Annotated in this window: 18 protein-coding genes; 8 read left to right on the top strand and 10 right to left on the bottom strand. The window is 58.4% G+C overall.

Features of this window, described 5'->3' with window-relative positions:
• Positions 1 to 79: 79 nt before the first annotated feature.
• Positions 80 to 3,979: an ATP-dependent RNA helicase HrpA gene (gene hrpA / locus OMR58_RS19720; RefSeq protein ID WP_264546738.1), complete on the bottom strand. Its 3,900-nt coding sequence runs from the start codon at positions 3,977 to 3,979 to the stop codon at positions 80 to 82.
• Between the two features lie 231 nt (positions 3,980 to 4,210).
• Here hrpA and OMR58_RS19715 point away from each other — a divergent pair, with 231 nt between their 5' ends.
• On the top strand, positions 4,211 to 4,816 hold the full coding sequence (locus OMR58_RS19715) for an FMN-dependent NADH-azoreductase (RefSeq protein ID WP_264546737.1): 606 nt from the start codon (positions 4,211 to 4,213) through the stop codon (positions 4,814 to 4,816).
• A 111-nt stretch (positions 4,817 to 4,927) separates the two neighbouring features.
• Here OMR58_RS19715 and OMR58_RS19710 read toward each other — a convergent pair whose 3' ends face one another.
• Genes OMR58_RS19710 through OMR58_RS19700 form a run of 3 tightly spaced genes read right to left on the bottom strand, consistent with a single transcriptional unit; the run spans position 4,928 to position 8,073 of the window.
• Positions 4,928 to 5,257 (bottom strand): YdbL family protein, encoded by a 330-nt coding sequence (locus tag OMR58_RS19710; RefSeq protein ID WP_105594673.1) that lies wholly within the window; start codon positions 5,255 to 5,257, stop codon positions 4,928 to 4,930.
• 10 nt (positions 5,258 to 5,267) lie between these two features.
• Positions 5,268 to 5,459 (bottom strand): YnbE family lipoprotein, encoded by a 192-nt coding sequence (locus OMR58_RS19705; protein ID WP_105594674.1) that lies wholly within the window; start codon positions 5,457 to 5,459, stop codon positions 5,268 to 5,270.
• On the bottom strand, positions 5,443 to 8,073 hold the full coding sequence (locus OMR58_RS19700) for a YdbH family protein (protein ID WP_264546736.1): 2,631 nt from the start codon (positions 8,071 to 8,073) through the stop codon (positions 5,443 to 5,445). Before OMR58_RS19700 ends, OMR58_RS19705 begins: the two co-directional genes overlap by 17 nt.
• Positions 8,074 to 8,266: 193 nt before the next feature.
• On the opposite strand from OMR58_RS19700, the gene OMR58_RS19695 reads away from it, so the two are divergent.
• On the top strand, positions 8,267 to 9,253 hold the full coding sequence (locus OMR58_RS19695) for a 2-hydroxyacid dehydrogenase (RefSeq protein ID WP_200559434.1): 987 nt from the start codon (positions 8,267 to 8,269) through the stop codon (positions 9,251 to 9,253).
• A 34-nt stretch (positions 9,254 to 9,287) separates the two neighbouring features.
• Here OMR58_RS19695 and OMR58_RS19690 read toward each other — a convergent pair whose 3' ends face one another.
• On the bottom strand, positions 9,288 to 9,554 hold the full coding sequence (locus OMR58_RS19690; RefSeq protein WP_264546735.1) for a putative hemolysin: 267 nt from the start codon (positions 9,552 to 9,554) through the stop codon (positions 9,288 to 9,290).
• Positions 9,555 to 9,740: 186 nt separating this feature from the next.
• Between OMR58_RS19690 and OMR58_RS19685 the strand changes: the two genes are divergently transcribed.
• Complete coding sequence (locus tag OMR58_RS19685) at positions 9,741 to 10,397, top strand: MgtC/SapB family protein (protein WP_264546734.1); 657 nt, start codon at positions 9,741 to 9,743, stop codon at positions 10,395 to 10,397.
• Between the two features lie 102 nt (positions 10,398 to 10,499).
• A complete protein-coding gene (locus tag OMR58_RS19680) occupies positions 10,500 to 10,787 on the top strand; it encodes a putative quinol monooxygenase (protein WP_105594678.1) in 288 nt (95 codons plus the stop codon).
• 76 nt (positions 10,788 to 10,863) lie between these two features.
• Here OMR58_RS19680 and dbpA read toward each other — a convergent pair whose 3' ends face one another.
• Together dbpA and OMR58_RS19670 are read right to left on the bottom strand one after the other, a co-directional pair.
• Entirely contained in the window at positions 10,864 to 12,243 is a 1,380-nt protein-coding gene (dbpA, locus tag OMR58_RS19675; protein WP_200543650.1) for an ATP-dependent RNA helicase DbpA, read from the bottom strand.
• The gene (locus OMR58_RS19670) at positions 12,197 to 12,454 is read right to left on the bottom strand and encodes a hypothetical protein (protein ID WP_264546733.1); all 258 of its coding nucleotides are present in this window, start codon (positions 12,452 to 12,454) and stop codon (positions 12,197 to 12,199) included. The genes dbpA and OMR58_RS19670 overlap by 47 nt, the downstream gene beginning before the upstream one ends.
• Positions 12,455 to 12,506: 52 nt before the next feature.
• Here OMR58_RS19670 and ttcA point away from each other — a divergent pair, with 52 nt between their 5' ends.
• Both ttcA and OMR58_RS19660 read left to right on the top strand, forming a co-directional pair.
• A complete protein-coding gene (ttcA, locus tag OMR58_RS19665; protein ID WP_264546732.1) occupies positions 12,507 to 13,436 on the top strand; it encodes a tRNA 2-thiocytidine(32) synthetase TtcA in 930 nt (309 codons plus the stop codon).
• 23 nt (positions 13,437 to 13,459) lie between these two features.
• Complete coding sequence (locus OMR58_RS19660; RefSeq protein WP_264546731.1) at positions 13,460 to 14,155, top strand: helix-turn-helix transcriptional regulator; 696 nt, start codon at positions 13,460 to 13,462, stop codon at positions 14,153 to 14,155.
• A 7-nt stretch (positions 14,156 to 14,162) separates the two neighbouring features.
• On the opposite strand, the gene OMR58_RS19655 is transcribed toward OMR58_RS19660, so the two are convergent.
• Both OMR58_RS19655 and zntB read right to left on the bottom strand, forming a co-directional pair.
• Complete coding sequence (locus OMR58_RS19655) at positions 14,163 to 14,309, bottom strand: hypothetical protein (protein ID WP_200543658.1); 147 nt, start codon at positions 14,307 to 14,309, stop codon at positions 14,163 to 14,165.
• A 275-nt stretch (positions 14,310 to 14,584) separates the two neighbouring features.
• Positions 14,585 to 15,568 carry a zinc transporter ZntB gene (zntB, locus tag OMR58_RS19650; RefSeq protein ID WP_200559457.1) on the bottom strand — a complete coding sequence of 328 codons (984 nt, stop codon included), beginning with the start codon at positions 15,566 to 15,568 and terminating at the stop codon, positions 14,585 to 14,587.
• Between the two features lie 264 nt (positions 15,569 to 15,832).
• On the opposite strand from zntB, the gene OMR58_RS19645 reads away from it, so the two are divergent.
• On the top strand, positions 15,833 to 17,227 hold the full coding sequence (locus OMR58_RS19645) for an amidase (RefSeq protein ID WP_264546730.1): 1,395 nt from the start codon (positions 15,833 to 15,835) through the stop codon (positions 17,225 to 17,227).
• Between the two features lie 112 nt (positions 17,228 to 17,339).
• Positions 17,340 to 18,287, top strand: a complete 948-nt coding sequence (locus tag OMR58_RS19640; RefSeq protein ID WP_264546729.1) for a helix-turn-helix domain-containing protein — start codon at positions 17,340 to 17,342, stop codon at positions 18,285 to 18,287.
• Here the strand turns inward: OMR58_RS19640 and OMR58_RS19635 are convergent, their stop codons facing one another.
• A complete protein-coding gene (locus tag OMR58_RS19635; RefSeq protein ID WP_200559463.1) occupies positions 18,288 to 18,875 on the bottom strand; it encodes an ANTAR domain-containing response regulator in 588 nt (195 codons plus the stop codon). It lies immediately after the preceding gene.
• Positions 18,876 to 18,937 lie beyond the last annotated feature (62 nt).

Raw genomic sequence — 18,937 nt, 5'->3', positions numbered from 1 at the left:
GGTCATACGGCACAAAGCATGATTAAACCCGGCAAACGTTTCGAGAGCGATCGCCGGAACGACCGCTCTCTTTTTATGACTAAATGACCAGCTGTTCCATCGCCTGGGTAATCCGCTTTTCCGAAACGGGATACGGCGTGCCCAGCTGCTGCGCAAAGAAGCTGACGCGCAGCTCTTCAATCATCCAGCGAATATCCTGCACGTCGTCATCGTCGCGTCGCTGCGGCGGCAGTTTGTTGAACCAGGTGTTCCACGCCTGCTCAACGTTCTGCACCTTGATCATCCTGGCGCGGTCGCTGTGGGGGTCCACCGCCAGCTTCTCCATGCGCCGTTCAATCGCCTGCAAATAGCGCAGCGTGTCCGCCAGCTTTTTCCAGCCGTTGCCGGTGACAAAGCCGCGATACACCAGCCCGCCCATCTGCGCTTTAATATCGGAAAGCGCCAGCGCCATGGTCATATCTACACGCCCTTTCAGCCGCTTGTTGATGTTGAACACCGCGGTGAGGATCTGCTCGACCATTTTGGCGATCTCCACCACCGTGTCGTTCAGCTCGGCGCGTACCACATCGTGCAGCCGGGTGTAACCGGATTCCTGCCAGCTCGGGCCGCCGTGTTCGGCAATCAGTTTATCAATGCCGCAGGCGATGCAGTCGTCAATCAGATCCAGCACCTTGCCGTACGGGTTAAAGTACAGCCCCAGCTTGGCCTTGTTCGGCAGCTTTTCGTGCAGGTATTTGATTGGCGACGGCACGTTCAGCAGCAGCAGGCGGCGCTGGCCGCGCCACATCGCTTTCTGCTGTTCATGCTGCGAGTCAAACAGCCGGATGGCCACGCTGTCTTTTTCATCCACCAGCGCCGGCCAGGCTTTCACGCTGTAGCTGCCGCGCTTCTGCTCGAAGTGGTCCGGCAAATCGCCGAAGCTCCAGATATGCAGACCGCTCTGCTCAAGGCCGTCGTCGGCCACCTGCGATAGCGTTTCCTGCACCTTACCCTTCAGCTGTAGTTTCAGCGCATCGAGGTCTTTGCCTTCCGCCAGCTTACGGTTATTTTCATCGATCACCCGGAAGGTGATTTTAAGATGATCGGGCACCTGATCCCACTGCCAGGCTTCGCGGTCCAGCGTCACGCCGGACATACGGCGGAATTCGCGCTCCAGCGATTCCAGCAGCGGCAGCACCAGCGGTTCAGCGCGGCCGAGGAACGCTTCGGCGTAGTTTGGCGCGGGAACAAAGTTACGGCGTAACGGCTTCGGCAGGGATTTGATCAGCGCGATAACCAGCTCGCGGCGGATGCCGGGGATCTGCCACTCAAAGCCTTTTTCTTCCACCTGATTCAGCAGCGGCAGCGGCACGTGGACGGTCACGCCGTCAGCATCCGCGCCCGGTTCAAACTGGTAGCTGAGCTTGAGTTTCAGGTTGCCCTGATGCCAGAAGTTCGGGTAATCCAGCTTGCTGACGTTTTCCGCACCCTGGCGGATCAGCATCTCTTTGGCGAAGTTCAGCCGTTCCGGCTCCGTGCGGCTGGCATTTTTCCACCAGCTGTCGAAATGGCGGGCGGAAACCACGTCGTGCGGAATACGCTGGTCGTAGAACTCGAACAGGATCTCGTCATCCACCAGAATGTCGCGGCGGCGGGATTTATGTTCCAGCTCCTCCACTTCTTCACGCAGCTTGAGGTTGGCCTTGAAGAAGCCGTGGCGCGTCTGCCAGTCGCCCTCCACCAGTGCATGGCGGATAAACAGTTCGCGCGACAGCACCGGGTCAATCTGGCTGTAGTTCACCTTGCGCGCTGCGACGATCGGCAGGCCGTAAAGCGTTACCTTCTCGACGGCGATAACCGCGCCCTGCGCTTTCTCCCAGTGCGGTTCGCTGTAGCTGCGCTTCAGCAAATGCTGCGCCAGCGGCTCAATCCATTCCGGTTCTATGCGCGCGGCAATACGCCCCCACAGGCGGCTGGTTTCCACCAGTTCGGCGACAATCGTCCACTTCGGCGGTTTTTTAAACAGCCCGGAACCGGGGAAGATGGCGAAGCGGGCATTGCGCGCGCCGGTGTACTCCTGCTTGTCGCTGTCTTTCTGGCCGATATGCGACAGCAGACCGGTCAGCAGCGCGGTATGCACTTCACGGAACGGGGCCGGTTCGCTATTTACCGGCAGGCCCTGTTCACGTACCACCTGGCGCAGCTGGGTATAGATATCCTGCCACTCGCGCACGCGCAGATAGTTAAGATAGTCCAGCTTGCACTGGCGGCGGAACTGGCTGGATGACAGCGCTTTCTGCTGCTCCTGCAGATAGTTCCACAGATTAACAAAGGCGTTGAAATCCGACTCTTTGTCAGCAAATCGCTGGTGTTTCTCGTCCGATGCCTGCTTTTTCTCGGCCGGACGCTCGCGCGGGTCCTGAATCGACAGCGCGGAGGTAATAATCATCGCCTCGCGCACGCAGCCGTATTTCTGCGCTTCCAGCACCATTTTTGCCAGGCGCGGGTCCACCGGCAGCTGAGCCAGCGATCGGCCGGATGAGGTCAGTTTATAATGCTGGTTATCATCCAGGGTAATTGCACCCAGCTCTTCCAGCAGGCGCACGCCGTCCTGAATATTGCGCTGGTCCGGTGCTTCCACAAACGGGAAGGCGGCAATGTCTCCCAGCCCGAGCGAGGTCATCTGCAGAATGACCGAGGCCAGGTTGGTGCGCAGGATTTCCGGATCGGTAAACTGTGGGCGGCTGAGGAAATCATCTTCGGAGTACAGACGAATACAGATCCCTTCAGAGACGCGGCCGCAGCGCCCTTTACGCTGGTTGGCTGACGCCTGCGATACCGGTTCAATCGGCAGGCGCTGCACCTTGGTGCGGAAGCTGTAGCGGCTGATGCGCGCGGTGCCCGGATCGATAACGTATTTGATGCCCGGCACGGTCAGCGAGGTTTCCGCCACGTTGGTTGCCAGCACGATGCGCCGCCCGACGTGTGACTGGAAGACGCGATTCTGCTCGGCGTTCGACAGTCGCGCGTAGAGCGGCAGCACCTCGGTATGCGGCAGATCGCGCTTCATCAGCGCGTCGGCGGTGTCGCGAATTTCACGCTCGCCGCTCATAAAGATCAGAATATCGCCACGGCTCTCCTGACCCAGTTCATCCACCGCGTCGAAGATTGCCTGTAGCTGGTCGCGGTCGGTATCGTCGGCATCTTCCACCACCGGGCGATAGCGCACTTCTACCGGATAGGTGCGGCCCGAGACTTCGATCACCGGCGCATTGTTGAAATGGCGCGAGAAACGCTGCGGATCGATGGTCGCCGAGGTGATGATCACTTTCAGATCGGGGCGCTTCGGCAGCAGCTCGCGCAGGTAGCCGAGCAGGAAATCGATGTTCAGGCTGCGTTCGTGGGCTTCATCGATAATGATGGTGTCGTACTGCATCAGCAGACGGTCCTGCTGGATTTCCGCCAGCAGGATACCGTCGGTCATCAGCTTCACCTGGGTGGTGTCACCGACCTGATCGTTAAAACGAACTTTGTAGCCCACGCAGCCGCCCAGCGAGGTTTCCAGCTCGGCGGCAATACGGTCGGCAACGGTGCGCGCGGCCAGGCGGCGCGGCTGGGTGTGGCCGATCAGGCCGCGAATGCCACGGCCCAGCTCCATGCAGATTTTCGGCAGCTGGGTGGTTTTCCCCGAGCCGGTTTCACCGGCGACAATCACCACCTGGTTATCGCGGATGGCATTGGCGATGTCCTGCTTCTTCTGGCTGACCGGCAGATTTTCAGGGTAGTTAATGGTCGGTACGGCGGCGCGGCGCTGGGCAATTCGCAGCTCGGCGGCGGTAAAATCCTGGTTTAGCTCTTCGGTAATCGCCTGAAGTGCGGCCGGGCTTTTAACTTTTTTTGCCCCGTGCAGACGACGCTGCAGGCGCTGGCTGTCGCGCAGCATCAGCGAGTCCAGGCGCGGCCAGAACGCGGTCAGGGCAGATTGTGGTGTATCAGACATAGGTCAAACTCACTTTATTGCGCGGTTAACCGACAACATGGATGTATTGTGATAAAAAATTTTGCGTATAGTAGCACAGACAAGAACTTAGCGTTTTACCTGCGCGGCTATCCTTATTCAATATTTTCGAACATAGATAACAAAAACTCGCACTTACACTCATCGGCATATCGCAGTAGAGTGTTTCACATCAGGCGGACAGCATTCCGCGACTCAACAGGAAATGAAGACATGAGCAAAGTACTCGTTTTGAAATCAAGCATCCTCGCCGGTTATTCTCAGTCAGGCCAACTGGCCGATCATCTGGTTTCAGAGTGGAAAGCCGCTCATCCTGGTGATGAAGTCACCATCCGCGATTTAGCTGCAAACCCAATTCCGGTTCTGGACGGTGAGCTGGTTGGCGCACTGCGCCCTTCCGACGCTGAACTGAATGCCCGTCAGCAGGACGCGCTGGCGCTGTCCAACGAGCTGATTGAAGAACTGCAGGCGCACGACACCATCGTTATCGCTGCACCAATGTACAACTTCAACATCCCAACTCAGCTGAAAAACTACTTCGACCTGGTTGCCCGTGCAGGCATCACTTTCCGCTACACCGAAAACGGTCCTGAAGGCCTGGTGAAAGGTAAAAAAGTGGTTGTTCTGACCAGCCGCGGCGGCATCCATAAAGATACCCCGAACGATCTGCTGACTCCGTACCTGACCATCTTCCTGGGCTTCCTGGGGATGACCGACGTGCAGTTCGTGTTCGCTGAAGGTATCGGTTACGGTCCGGAAGTGGCACAGAAAGCCGCTAACGATGCCAAAGACGCTATCTCTAAAATCGTTGCAGCCTGATTTTAATCACCGGTGGCAAATCGCTGCCGGAGCGTAACGACAACGCGATGCCCGCTGCATCGCGTTTTTTTTCGGCCATAGCAATACTTTTCGCTACGGTCATACTTTTTGCTACGGCTGTTTTTTCAGCCACTGACCGTTGATCCCGCGCACGTACTCACCCGGTTTTGCCCGCGTCACCAGTTTTTGTCCGGCGATTCTGGCCACCTCGGCCGCCGTCATATTATTCTGCTCCGCCAGCAGCTGATACTGCCTGCTGCGGCCTTCGTTGATCTGTTTTACCAGCGCCTGAGTTTCCGCATCAGTCTGTCTGGGGGCAATATAGCCGTTAAGCGTTTCGCCCACCCGGCCCTGCTGCCTCGCTTCGTCAAGCGTCAGCGCCATGGCACCGGAAGATATCATCAGACAGCCCAGCAGGAGTGCTCTGTTCAGCAGTTTCATTGTTTTATCCTCAGAACAGGCCGCTCTGGTTTTTTAACAGCGCTTCCACGTCTTTATCGACCTTGATATGGATCTCGTGCTCGATTTTAACGTTCATATTGATGGTGATCGGTTCTTTCGGCGCCGCCACTTCAATGCGCGGAATACATCCGCACAGCAACAGCATCGCGCCAGCCATCTGCAGGCTATTCAGGGCTTTCATCACGTTTTTCCTTCTGCGACGGCAGGGTGGCATTATCTTCCACCCAGGATTGCAGGTTATCGCCAAAGCGCAGGCTGCGCCAGAGTTGAAACAGGTTTTCCCGCTGGGTGTAATTCAGCGCAACGCGCTGATCGCGGTCGCTAAATCGACTGGTGCCGTCAACTTTTGCCGTCAGGCTCATCCAGCCAAGGTTATCAAGGTCGAGCGTCGCCCAGCTGCGCGAAATTTCCATATAGCGCAGCCAGTCGATGGCCGCACCGGCAGCAATATTATTGCTGCTGATGGCATCGGCCATATCTTTATCCATCCGTACGGTCAGCGACCCGCTGTTGGCGATCCAGCCGTCCTTCACCAGCCACTGGCTGTTATTGAGGAACAGCGGCAGCTCGCCGTTGATATGGCCGGACAGCGCAATCTGCTTGAGCTTCATCGCCGTAATCAGCTGCGACAGCGCAAGATGCTGCACGCGGATTTTTGCCGCCTCGGTCTGCGGCATCTGTAAACGGTCAAGGCTCAGCGTACCGCCCAGCATATCCAGGCTGACGTTAGTCAGGCTGAGCGGCTCCGCTTCGCTCCACGGATACCAGCCGCGCAGATCGGCGGTGACATTCTGCATGGTAAACTGGTTTTTGATCTCGCCGATGCGCAGCGAAACCGGGCCGTGGGTACCAAAGTACCAGCGGTGGGATTGCAGACGGAACGGCAGCGAGAAATCCACGCCGTTGAATTCATTATCCGGCAGCAGCGCGCGGCCGTTACGCACCAGCCAGTGGCCACCGGCTTCCAGTCCCTGATCGGCCGCGGCTGAAAATGCCACCTGCGCCTTCAGCGTGCCGCTCTGGATCGACAGTTTGAGGTCCGGGCTGAGCAGCGGCTGAAAGACCCGCAGCGACTGTTCCGGCCACCAGGCCTGGCCGCGCAGGCGTTCGCCGTCCCAGCGCCCACGCACCTGAACCGGTCCGATTTTCTGCGCCTGAAGTGCGCCGTTAAACAGAAACGCGGCCGGATCGCGGCCTTTTACCGCCAGGGTCAGGGTCGACGGCGGCAGATAGCCCCCGGCACTGAAGCGGGTTTCGCGCGCTTTTAGCGCCAGCTCGCCGTCGAAGGATGGATTCTGCTCATCGCGCTGCCAGCTGACGGGTTTCACCAGCGTCAGTCGCGGCGCAGCCATGTTCACGCTGCCGTAGCTTATACGGTCGAAGCCGGTGGAAAGCGTGGAGAGTTCAATCAGCGAATCCTGCCAGCGCCCGGTGCCGGTCACGTCCCACTTCGCCGCCAGCGGCTTCAGCCGCCCGTCGCCCCAGTAGCGCCAGCGCCATTCACCTTTATCCGGCCAGAAATCGCTGGCCCGCCCGTCAAGATGCAGACGGAAATTGCCCATCTGCACGTCGTGCGCACTGAGTATCGCCTGCAGACGACCGTCGATCCCCGCTGAAGAGATCTTAACCCCGGCCAGCGGCCAGCGGGCTTCATCGACTTCCAGCGTCGACAGCAGGCGGCCCTTCATCCGCAGCAGCGCGCCGGGCAGCATTGCCAGCTGCGGATCGGCCAGCGGCCCACGAAGTTCGCCCACCAGGCTGGCGTAAAACTGCAGCGCATCGAGTTTGCTTTCGCCGTAAAGGCGCAGCGGCAGGCTGCTTTCCTGCCAGTCAAGATGCCCCGGCCCCACCGACAGCACCACGTTGCCTTTGCCGCCACGCCCCGAGGTCAGCAGGTTCAGACGGCCGCTAAGCTGAGTGGCGGTCAGCCCCTTCTGCCAGTCCTCGGCCAGCAGCGAAACCCCGCCAGAAAGCGGCTGGGTGCCCCACGGCCAGCTCCAGCTGCCCTGCTGTATCTGAATATTCTGCGGCGTTATCTGCCACGGCAGGTCCAGCAGCGGCTGCGGCTGATTTGCCGCGCTGACGCGTAAGGTGCCGCTCTGCTGCTGCCAGTCAAGCTGCACATTCAGCGGCTCCGCAATGCCGTCCAGCGCCAGATTGCCATGCAGCGCGCCGCTCTGCGGCAGCGCATCAGGAATGCGCGGCAGCGTCAGCGTACCGTCAAGCGTGACCGGCTGAGCGATACCCGGTGCCAGTACGGTCAGGGTTTTTAGCGTCAGCTGCTGCTGCCGCAGTTCAGCCTCAAGAGAGAGATTGTCACCTTTATAGTGCAGCTGCTGGCTGTCGGGTTCGAAATCAAGCTGGAGCTGCCCCGCCCACTGCGGCCAGGGTTTGAGGGTCAGCTGGCGGATGGTCACGCTGGCACCGGGCAGCATCTGCTGCCATTCGGCCAGCGTGCGGGGAGCATCCTGGCTGTCACTGGCCGGGAGTTTGGCCGCGCACTCGCTGTCGATAATCACGCTGTCTGCGTCGGCTACCCAGCGCTGGTGGCGGTAGGTGAGCGAGACGTTTTTCACCGCCGCCAGTTCGCAGTCGCCGATAGTGTAGTGGACGCCGGGCAGGCTCAGCGCACCGTGCTGCCAGCGCGGTCCGCCATCAAGGGAAATGAAGGTATCATTCGGCAGCCACAGCCCTACCAGCCTCGGTAGCCACTGCGTTACCGTGAGTAAAAGTCCTGTCAGCAGCAGGATCGCTGCCAGCAGCGCGGCAAGCGCGCGTTTCCAGCCCCTGTTCATGGCAGCAAAATCCTGTTCGGTCCGTGATTATCAACGAAATGATGGCACGGAATCGCTTCATCGTGAAGTTTTTCACCGTTTTACGGTGGATTCGATGCTTTTTGCAGCAGTAGCCACCATCAGGTTCTCGCTCGCTGAGAATAGTTGATAAACTGCAGTTATTCATTCTGCAGCGGTAAAAGGAACTATAACGATGAAACTTGCGGTGTACAGCACCAAACAGTATGACCGGAAATACCTGGAACAGGTGAATCAGGATTTCGGTTTCGAACTGGAATTTTTCGACTTCCTGCTGACCGAACGTACCGCGAAGAACGCCACGGGATGTGACGGCGTGTGTATTTTCGTCAACGACGACGGCAGCCGTAAGGTGCTGGAAGAGCTGGCGGAACTGGGGGTGAAGTTTGTTGCGCTGCGCTGCGCCGGGTTTAACAACGTCGATCTCGATGCGGCAAAAGAGCTGGGAATGCAGGTGGTTCGTGTGCCGGCCTATTCGCCTGAAGCGGTAGCTGAGCATGCCGTCGGCATGATGATGACGCTGAACCGCCGCATTCACCGCGCTTATCAGCGCACCCGCGATGCCAACTTTTCGCTGGAAGGCCTGATTGGTTTTAACATGCATGGCCGTACCGCTGGCGTCATCGGCACCGGGAAGATCGGCATCGCCACCCTGCGCATCCTGAAAGGTTTCGGCATGCGCCTGCTGGTTTCCGATCCCTATCCTAATCCACTGGCGCTGGAGCTGGGTGCGGAATATGTGGATGTGAAAACGCTGTTTGCCCAGTCGGACGTGATCAGCCTGCACTGCCCGCTGACCCCGGAGAATCATCATTTGCTCAACGAGAGTGCCTTCGCTCAGATGAAAGATGGCGTGATGATTATTAATACCAGCCGTGGCGGCCTGATCGATTCGCAGGCAGCGATCGACGCGCTGAAAAAGCAGAAGATTGGTGCGCTGGGGATGGATGTTTACGAGAACGAGCGGGATTTATTCTTTGAGGATAAGTCGAACGACGTGATTCAGGACGACGTTTTCCGCCGTCTGTCAGCCTGCCACAACGTGCTGTTTACCGGCCATCAGGCGTTTCTGACCGCCGAAGCGCTGACCAGCATCGCACAGACCACGCTGCAGAATCTGCGGCAGCTGGAAAAAGGCGAACCCTGCGCTAACCAGCTCTGACTCCACCACCGCCCCCTGCTGCAACGCGGGGGGTTTAACGGGCGCAGGTGCCGTTAAGTAATGCACTTTCGCCGCAGCGACGGCCGTTCGCCAGCTGACACATTCCTACCGAAGATCCATCCAGCTGACGTGAAAGCGCCAGCGTTCCTCCTGCATTTTCACAATTACTCGCTGCCAGATCGGCCATCTCGACTCTTGCCGGGACGTGAGCGGCGGTTGCCTGCTGCGGCGGTTCGTTGTCGCTGCTACAGGCCGACAGCACAAGCGTTGCCGCTACAAGCAAAAAAGTGGCTGCTTTCATTGTGTAAACTCCGATCGGTGAAGGGTCAAAGACGCCAGCCAGCATATGCCAGGTTTTGCGACAGGTCGATAGCTGTCATCCAATTTTACAAAATCAAAATTGATAAAATATCAATACCCTCAGGTCTTAATTTACAATCGATAAGAAGAAATCAAGGAAAATCTTTACAATACAGGAGGATAGATAGTGGTCTTCGACTTATTACTGCGCATCGCGCTTGCCGGTGCGCTTGGCGGTCTGATCGGCATGGAGCGGCAGCTGCGCTCGAAAGAAGCCGGGCTGCGCACCCACGTGCTGGTGGGGATTGGCAGCGCGATGTTTATGATCGTGTCTAAGTATGGCTTTAGCGATATCCTGGGAGCCTCGCATATCGAGCTGGACCCCAGCAGGATCGCCGCTCAGGTCGTCAGCGGCATGGGTTTCCTTGGTGCCGGTACTATCATCATTCAAAAACAGATGGTCAAGGGGCTGACCACCGCCGCCGGGCTGTGGGTCACGGCGGCTATCGGGCTGGTTGTCGGAAGCGGCATGTATGAGATCGGCATTTACGGCACCCTGCTGGCACTGGTGGTGCTGGAAACCTTCCGCCGCATCAGCTACCGGTTTATCGGCCGTAATCTTACTCTGATCTTCCAGCTCAAGCCGAAAAGCGTGCCGCTGGTGCTGATTGCCCTACAGCGTCGGGAAGTACGCACCGGCAAAGTCATCCTCGCCCACCGCGATGGCGAAACCGGACTGTGTGAAATGATGGTGGATGTGACATTGTTACGAAAGGTGGCACCGGAAAAAATGTATGACGTACTGCTGGAGATAAACGGCGTGCAGTCGCTGGAAATACATTAGCCATAAATGCTCATGGCAAAAAAAGCCGAAACGGTTACTCTTACAGCCAGACCTGTTTGTGTCTGGCCCTGCGCCAGCAACGTTTTTTAAATGGAGATTATAATGTCTGAGAAATCCGTACTGATTATCGCCACATTTTCGGCTAAGCCGGGCAAAGGCGATGCGCTGTTTGACGTGCTGAACCCCTGCGTGGCACCGAGCCGCCTTGAGGCCGGTAACGTACATTACGATCTGTACCGCAGCGTAGAAAACCCGGATTCGTTCCTGTTCCACGAAACGTGGAAAAGCCATGCGGCTATCGAAGAACATGAAAAGCAGCCGCATTTCCAGAAACTGATTGCCGGCGTTGAATCCCTGCTCGCCGCGCCGCCGGTAATTACCAAAATTTAATCGCCCTTTCGATCATATAAAAAACGGCCCCCGGATTTCACCCCGGGGGCCGTTTTATTTTGTGCGGCTGACGGCTTTACTTGACGATGCGGGCGCGGCAGGTTTTCCCTTTAATTTTCACCTGCGTAAGCTGCTGCATCACCTTGCGCACCAGCTCCTGACGAATTGCCACGTAGGCAAGCGTAGGCGCGATATCAATTTTACCCACCTGATCGCCGCTCAGCCCGCCGTCACCGGTCAGTGCACCCAGGATATCACCCGGTCGGATCTTGGCTTTACGCCCGCCGTCGAGGCTGATGGTGGTCATCTCCGCGCGCAGCGGTTTTGGTGCCACGGACTTCAGTTCGCTGACGTTACGCCACGCCAGGCGCTGCTGCAGGAAATCTTCCAGCGCGTGGGCGCGCTGCATTTCATCCGGCGCAACGAAGCTGACCGCACAGCCCTCTGCGCCAGCGCGGGCAGTACGACCAATGCGGTGGACGTGGACTTCCGGATCGAACGACAGCTGATAGTTCACTACCATCGCCAGCGATTTGATATCAAGCCCGCGCGCCGCAACGTCGGTCGCCACCAGCACCCGGCAGCTGCCGTTGGCAAAGCGCACCAGAACGCGATCGCGCTCGGCCTGTTCCAGATCGCCGTGCAGCGCCAGCGCGCTGATCTGCGCATCTCCCAGTGAGGCGGCAATGTCATCACATTCGCGTTTAGTGTTGCAGAACACCACGCAGGAGGCGGGCTGGCGATCGCTGAGCAAACCGATCAGCGCGCTCATTTTCTCACGCGCGCTGGCTTCATAGAAAGTCTGCTCAATCGACGGCAGATCGGACACGTCGCCGGTTTCCACCGTCAGCGGATCGCGCTGCACGCGCTGGCTGATGCGGGCGATGTCCTCAGGCCAGGTGGCGGAGAACAGCAGCGTCTGTCGCTGCTGAGGGCAGTAGCTGATTATCGCGTCGATATCATCGCGGAAGCCCATCTCCAGCATACGGTCGGCCTCGTCCAGCACCAGCGTAGCCACGCCGTCCAGCTTCAGGGTTTCACGCTTGAGGTGCTCCAGGATACGCCCAGGCGTACCGACGACCACATGCGGCGCATGCAGCAGCGAATCGCGCTGCGCGTTCATCGGCTGGCCACCGCACAGCGTCAGGATTTTGATATTGGCGGTAAAACGCGCCAGCCGACGCAGCTCTTTCGAAACCTGATCCGCCAGTTCACGCGTCGGGCACAGCACCAGCGACTGAGTGACATACTGGCTGACGTCCAGCCGGTGCATCACGCCAAGGCCAAACGCGGCGGTTTTGCCGCTGCCGGTTTTTGCCTGCGCGCGTACGTCACGCCCTTCCAGGATCGCCGGCAGCGATGCGGCCTGTACCGGCGTCATGGCCAGATAGCCAAGTTCATTAAGGTTTTCAATCTGGCTGGCGGGCAGCAGGTTCAGGGTAGAAAAAGCAGTCACGGGTATAATCTCTGATAAATCGGGCGGGAATTTTGCCGCTGATTGTAGCAGATAATCCACTGGAAACGTTACTTTCAGGGGCAAGGCTGCGCAGCGGCAGGGTTTGAGGCTTCGCACAGTTATTGTTGCGTAAAGTTTGTACAATACACATGTAAAACAAGCTGGCATTCGTCGTCGGAATCCGTACCATAGCACGCCAGTCAGTTTTCATGCCGGGCCTGCCGATGTTCTCGCCCACTTCTGCAATACGAGATAGCTAATAAATGCAACCGAATCCGGAAACCAGTAAAAAAGAGCAGTACAACCTCAACAAGCTGCAGAAGCGTCTGCGCCGTAACGTCGGCCAGGCGATTGCTGACTTTAATATGATCGAAGAGGGTGACCGGATTATGGTGTGCCTTTCCGGCGGCAAGGACAGCTACACCATGCTGGAAATTCTGCGCAGCCTGCAGCAGAGCGCGCCGGTTTCCTTCTCGCTGGTGGCGGTGAACCTCGATCAGAAGCAGCCGGGTTTCCCGGGGCATATTCTGCCGGAATATCTGGAAGCCCAGGGCGTGGAATATAAGATCGTCGAAGAAGACACTTACGCCATCGTTAAAGATAAGATCCCGGAAGGCAAAACCACCTGCTCGCTCTGCTCCCGTCTGCGTCGCGGCATTCTGTACCGTACGGCGACTGAACTGGGCTGTACCAAGATCGCTCTGGGACATCATCGTGACGATATCGTGCAAACGCTGTTCCTCAATATGTTCTACGGCGGGAAAATGAAAGGCATGCCGCCGAAGCTGATGAGCGACGACGGTCAGCATATCGTGATCCGCCCGCTGGCCTACTGCCGCGAGAAGGACATTGAGCGTTTCGCCATCGCTCGCGAATATCCGATCATTCCGTGCAACCTGTGCGGTTCGCAGCCTAACCTGCAACGCCAGGTGATTGGCGATATGCTGCGCGACTGGGATAAACGCTATCCTGGCCGCATCGAAACCCTGTTCAGCGCCATGCAGAACGTGGTGCCTTCGCATCTTGCTGATACAGAACTGTTCGACTTCAAAGGCATCGTCCACGGCAGTGAAGTTGTTGGCGGCGGCGATCTGGCCTTCGATCGCGAAACCCTGCCGATGCAGCCCGCCGGCTGGCAGCCGGAAGATGAAGACGACGCGCCCGTTCGTCTTAATGTCCTGCAGGTAGGCTAAGCTCAACGTTTCACGGAGGAAGTGTGTCGCGATCGCAACGCCTGCTGGATCTGCTGCAGCTACTGCGCAATCACCGCTTCCCCGTTCCCGGCGCTCAGCTCGCTGCCACGCTCGGCATCAGCCTGCGTACGCTCTACCGTGATATCGCCACGCTGCAACAGCAGGGAGCGGATATCGCCGGAGAGCCGGGTATGGGCTACGTGTTAAAACCCGGCTTCACCCTGCCCCCGCTGATGTTCAGCGAAGAGGAGATTGAAGCGCTGGTGTTAGGTTCCCGCTGGGTCGCCAGCCGCACCGATACCGGGCTGAGCCAGTCGGCAAAAAGCGCGCTGAGCAAAATAGCCGCCGTGCTGCCTGAAGACCTGCGCCACAGCCTCGACAGTAACGGTCTGATGGCTGCGCCCTCCGCTAGTCCGCTTGCTGAAAGCGTGGATTTTGTCGCCATCCGGCGGGCAATCAGGCACGAACTGACGGCAACCCTTACCTATCGCGACGGCAAGGATCAATCCTCCCGGCGCGTTATCTGGCCGTTCCTGCTGGGGTATTTCGATAACCTGCATATTCTCGGCGCGTGGTGCGAGCTGCGCGGCGACTTCCGCCATTTCCGCACCGACCGCATTATCTCCCTGGAATTGAACGCAACCCGCTATCCCCGCCGCCGTGCCGCGCTGATCAAGCAGTGGCGCGAACAGCAGTTCCCGGACAGGCCCGCTCAATAGTCAGACGTTAATAATGCGCAGGGGGATCGATAATCGGATCGGGGTCGACCGGCGGCGGATCGGGCATTGGCTGCGGCGTGGGTATCGGCCCGGGAACGGGTACGGGATCGCTCAGTGGTTCAGAACCGCGAATAGCATCAGGCTGCTTAGTCATTTTGCTGTCCCCTCTGTTTTCAACGCGTGAACGTTAAGCGTAGGACATCCTGGCGGGCTGGCAAACGGGCAAAAAAAAGCCGGCTCGGAGCCGGCGTCGTACGAATTAAATGTGCTATGCATTAATTCTAAAAATGAAGTAAGACAATTATGGAGCGCAACGCCCATCGCTTGACGTTGCATTCACCTGCGAGAGAGAGTTTGCCCTTAACAACGTCGCCAGTTATTGACGTCGATCAGTTTTAAACGCCTTTATGCCACAAAAATTTGCTCTCTTCACAGCCATTTACGTCGCCGTAACCACCACGCAACGCCCAGCACCAGGACAGCTAACAACAGGCAGAACAGGCCAAAGCCAAAACGCCAGCTGCCGCCCGGAATACCACCAAGGTTGACGCCGAACAGCCCGGTCAGGAAGGTGGTCGGCAGGAACACCACCGCCATCAGCGACATGGTATAGGTGCGGCGGTTCATCGCCTCGGCCATCACCGAGCTGATTTCATCGGACAGCACCCCGGTCCTCGCCACGCTGGCATCCAGATCGTCCAGCCCGCGCCCCAGTCGGTCGGCAATATCCTGCATGCGGCGGCGGTCGTCATCGCTCATCCACGGCAGCCGCTCGCTGGCCAGCCGCGAGAACACATCACGCTGCGGGGCCATATAGCGACGCATAATAATCAATTGTTTGCGGATTAAAGCCAGCTCACCGCGCGGCGGCACCTGCTGGTCGACAACGGCATCCTCCAGCTCGATAATTTTATCGTGCAGATCCTCGATAAACTCGCTGGTGTGGTCGGTCAGGGAGTCGCAAACGTCCACCAGCCAGCTGCCGCCGTTATGCGGACCGTTGCCGTTTTGCAGATCGGTCAGCACTTCATCAATGGCAAACACCTTCCGCCGCCGGGTTGAAACAATCAGCCTGTCGTTGATAAACACCCGGATCACCACCAGCTGGTCGGGCCGCGATTCGCTGTTCAGATTGACGCTGCGCAGGGTGATCATCGTACCGTCGCCCAGACGGCTGACGCGCGGCCGCATACTGTCGCCGCCGAGCGCATCGCGCACGTTGTCCGGCAGCAGCGGCGTGGTAGTCAACCATTCGGCGCTTTCGGGATGGGTGTAATTCAGGTGCAACCAGCATGGATGGTCACACGTGAGGACTTCACTGTCGGCAATCGGGATCATCCCGCCGTGGCCATCCAGCTGACACGAAATAATCGCATCCGATACCTGTAAGGATTTACCTGCTATAGCGTCCACATTTTGCCCCGCTTTCAACATAATCAATACGATACAGTCTAGCGTGCGGACCAGCAGTTGCAAAATGTTGCACGCTGAGACAATGGTTAGAAAACATGACAGCAGCAACGTTTTGTGCGATTGGCTCAGGCGTCGCCGCGCTGGCACTTCTGGCACACCCTCTGTCCGCCTTAGCATAGCCAGCTTTGGCAGCCTGATTTACGTTGGTGATCAGCATATTGTCTGCTTTCGCAGGCATCATTCCCTTCAGGAGACCAGGCCACGATGAAAAACCTGCATTATAAAAGCTTGCTGGAAACAGGCCGACTGATTCAGTCGCAAGAGATTGCTTCCGTTGAAGTGACCACCGCTCTGCTGGATCGCATTGCCTCGCTGGATGCCGATTTGCACAGTTACTTTTACGTGATGCGCGACAGTGCCCTGCAACAGGCGGCAGAAGCCGATCGTGAAATCGCGCAGGGTATCATCCGCGGCCCGCTGCACGGCGTGCCCATCGCGCTGAAGGATCTAATCTGGACCAAAGATGCCCCCACCAGCCACGGCATGCTGATCCACCAGTCGCATTATCCCACGGAGGATTCCTCCATCGTCACGCGCTTCCGCGCCGCCGGGGCGGTGATCCTCGGTAAGCTGAAACAAACCGAAAGCGCCTTTGCCGATCATCACCCGGAAGTTGTTCGCCCGGTTAACCCGTGGGGTTCCGCGCTGTGGACCGGCGTCTCTTCCAGCGGTTCCGGCGTTGCCACTGCGGCCGGACTGTGTTTTGGTGCTATCGGCACCGATACCGGTGGCTCGATCCGCTTCCCCTCCAATGCCAACGGTCTGACCGGTATTAAGCCAACCTGGGGGCGCGTCACCCGTCACGGTGCTTTCGAGCTGGCGGCCTCCCTCGATCATATCGGCCCGATGGCGCGATCCGCCGCCGATGCCGCGGCCATGCTGCAGGCGATTGCCGGTCGCGATGAGCAGGACCCTACGTCCAGCATCGAGCCGGTGCCCGACTACCTTGCTCTGATGACGCGCGGCATAGGCAAAATGCGCATCGGTCTGGATAAAAACTGGGCGCTGGAGAAAGTGGATGAGGATACGCGCCGGGTGCTGCAGGAGGCTATCACCACGCTGAGCGACCTTGGCGCAACCTTCGTGGATATTACCATGCCGGATACCGAGCAGGCGGCCGAAGAGTGGAGCCCGCTGTGTGCGGTGGAAACGGCCTTCGCGCATCAGCAGACCTACCCCTCGCAAAAAGATCAATACGGGCCAGGGCTGGCGGGCCTGCTGGATCTCGGCCACAGCGTCACCGCCCTGGAATTCCAGCGGCTGCTGCTGAACCGCGCTGCACTGCGCGGCGCGATTTCTGCCCTGTTCGGCCAGGTTGATCTGATTATCGCCCCGGCCACCGCCTATGCCGGTTTAACCTGGGATACCATGACCCGCTTTGGGACTGACAAAGCACTGTTTAATGGCGTGTTGCGCTATACCAGTGCATTCGATTCCAGCGGCCATCCGACTATTACGCTGCCCGGCGGCAAAACCGCCGCCGGTGCACCGGTCGGCTTCCAGCTGGTTGCCGCGCATTTTGATGAAGTCAGTATGATTCAGGCTGCCTGGGCGTATCAGCAGGTGACCGACTGGCATCAGCAGCACCCCGCGCTGTAACCCCCATCCTTTACCGCCCCGCTGTCTGGGGCGGTACTCCGGCAGGAATGGTCTGGAGTTTGCATGTTTTCCGCTGATTTCACCTTTTACGCCACGTCCGGGGGATCTGACGATGAGAGAAAATTTCACCACGGAGCATTTAGAGAACCGGCACCGCTTCGACGCCTGGCGCGATGCCGTTTGTTCTCGCCTGATCAAGGCAGAGGCAAAGCAGGTGCAGGCGGGTATGTTTTCCGGCCGCTTCAGTTACGGCATGCTGGGCCAGCTCGATATCGCCAATCACGTTTCGCAGGCGTCGATGATGTGGCAGAGAACGCCCGAATGCATTCGCCGCCACCCCAACCCCGATTTTTATCTCGGTTATATTTGCGAAGGCAGCGGCCGTCTGCGGCAAAATAATAATGAAACGCAGGTCAGCGCCGGGGATATGGTGATCTACGACGCCAGCTCGCCGTTCCATTTCGCCATGGAAAACGTGTCGATGAACATCATCCATCTGCCGCGCCATCTGATTGAAAAAGAAGCCCCGGCGATTGCGGCGATGTCCGGAACCTCGCTGGATCTCTCCCGACCGGGCATGGTCGCGCTCAGGCATATGATTGATGAGGCCTTCCGTTTTAATGCCGCCGAAGAAGGCAGCTGCCTGACCGAGCAGTTCGCCAATACGCTGTTTACCGTGATTTCCGTCGGCCTGAATCTGCAAAAAAGCGACGAGGGATTAAAACCCACCCTCTATTCCCGCGTGATGAGCTATATGCGCCAGCATTTACAGGATCACGATCTGTCCGTGGCGCAGATCGCCAACGCCCACCATGTTTCTCCGCGCACCCTTAGCCGGGTATTTGCGGCCAACGGCACCACGCCAATGAACTGCGTCTGGCACGAGCGCCTGCTGGCCTGCCATAAAGCGCTGGCGGAAGGCAAAGCGCGAAACATCACTCAGGTGGCGCTCGATCACGGCTTCAGCGATATGTCCCATTTCAGCCTCGCCTTTCGCAAGGCCTTTGGCTATACGCCAAGCAGCCTGCTGCATTCGGCAAGCGGCCAGCCCGGCAGCTGATTATTTTTGCAGGCTATTGAGCACCCGTTCCGCAGTGAATTCCAGACTGCTGCGGGTGTTCATTGCCTCTTTACGCATAAAGCCGTAGGCCCCCGACTCATCCAGCCCGAAGGTTTGCATCAGCACGCCTTTCGCCTGCGCCAGACAATCCTGCCGTGTCCTGGCCTGCTGTTGCTTTTGCAGCCGTTCGCGCAACGTCTGCTGTTCCTGCGCCGCACGCAGCCTGGCAACGATCTGAATAATCAGTGAGAACGGATCGGCCTCGCGCGCTGAAATCGCATCCGGCTCCAGCGCCAGCAGCAGCGGAAACAGCTGCCCGTCGTGGCAATCGGCCAGGGCAAGCACCGGGGTGTGTACGCTGCGGTAGTGCCGGAACAGCGGCGCGATCGACGCCTGCTGGTGGCGATCGACGGCAATAATCGCCAGGTCAGCTTCAGGAGGAAGGCTCGCAGGGATCGGCCAGTCGTGCCGCACGTGGCAGCCAAGCTGGGTCAGCGAGGTACAAAAGGCCCGCATACCCTGGGTATGAGGATGGAAAAGATGCAGCCGAACGCCGGAAAGCGCGGCAAGTAAGGATTGCTCAATCATGAATCACCCTGTCTTGTCCGGGATAGTGATGCTTCACAATAAGCAACCCGGCAGGCCAGCGC

Source organism: Erwinia sp. INIA01 (genome assembly GCF_025947915.1).
Lineage (GTDB): Bacteria > Pseudomonadota > Gammaproteobacteria > Enterobacterales > Enterobacteriaceae > Erwinia > Erwinia coffeiphila.
The sequence above is the reverse complement of the archived record's forward strand: the minus strand, read 5'-3'. Positions and strand labels throughout refer to the sequence as shown.

Bases quoted from the DNA above. Each gene is read 5' to 3' on its own strand.
- hrpA (WP_264546738.1), bottom strand. From the start codon at position 3,979: ATGTCTGATACACCACAATCTGCCCTGACCGCGTTCTGGCCGCGCCTG.
- OMR58_RS19715 (WP_264546737.1), top strand. From the start codon at position 4,211: ATGAGCAAAGTACTCGTTTTGAAATCAAGCATCCTCGCCGGTTATTCT.
- OMR58_RS19710 (WP_105594673.1), bottom strand. From the start codon at position 5,257: ATGAAACTGCTGAACAGAGCACTCCTGCTGGGCTGTCTGATGATATCT.
- OMR58_RS19705 (WP_105594674.1), bottom strand. From the start codon at position 5,459: ATGAAAGCCCTGAATAGCCTGCAGATGGCTGGCGCGATGCTGTTGCTG.
- OMR58_RS19700 (WP_264546736.1), bottom strand. From the start codon at position 8,073: ATGAACAGGGGCTGGAAACGCGCGCTTGCCGCGCTGCTGGCAGCGATC.
- OMR58_RS19695 (WP_200559434.1), top strand. From the start codon at position 8,267: ATGAAACTTGCGGTGTACAGCACCAAACAGTATGACCGGAAATACCTG.
- OMR58_RS19690 (WP_264546735.1), bottom strand. From the start codon at position 9,554: ATGAAAGCAGCCACTTTTTTGCTTGTAGCGGCAACGCTTGTGCTGTCG.
- OMR58_RS19680 (WP_105594678.1), top strand. From the start codon at position 10,500: ATGTCTGAGAAATCCGTACTGATTATCGCCACATTTTCGGCTAAGCCG.
- OMR58_RS19670 (WP_264546733.1), bottom strand. From the start codon at position 12,454: ATGAAAACTGACTGGCGTGCTATGGTACGGATTCCGACGACGAATGCC.
- ttcA (WP_264546732.1), top strand. From the start codon at position 12,507: ATGCAACCGAATCCGGAAACCAGTAAAAAAGAGCAGTACAACCTCAAC.
- OMR58_RS19655 (WP_200543658.1), bottom strand. From the start codon at position 14,309: ATGACTAAGCAGCCTGATGCTATTCGCGGTTCTGAACCACTGAGCGAT.
- OMR58_RS19645 (WP_264546730.1), top strand. From the start codon at position 15,833: ATGAAAAACCTGCATTATAAAAGCTTGCTGGAAACAGGCCGACTGATT.
- OMR58_RS19640 (WP_264546729.1), top strand. From the start codon at position 17,340: ATGAGAGAAAATTTCACCACGGAGCATTTAGAGAACCGGCACCGCTTC.
- OMR58_RS19635 (WP_200559463.1), bottom strand. From the start codon at position 18,875: ATGATTGAGCAATCCTTACTTGCCGCGCTTTCCGGCGTTCGGCTGCAT.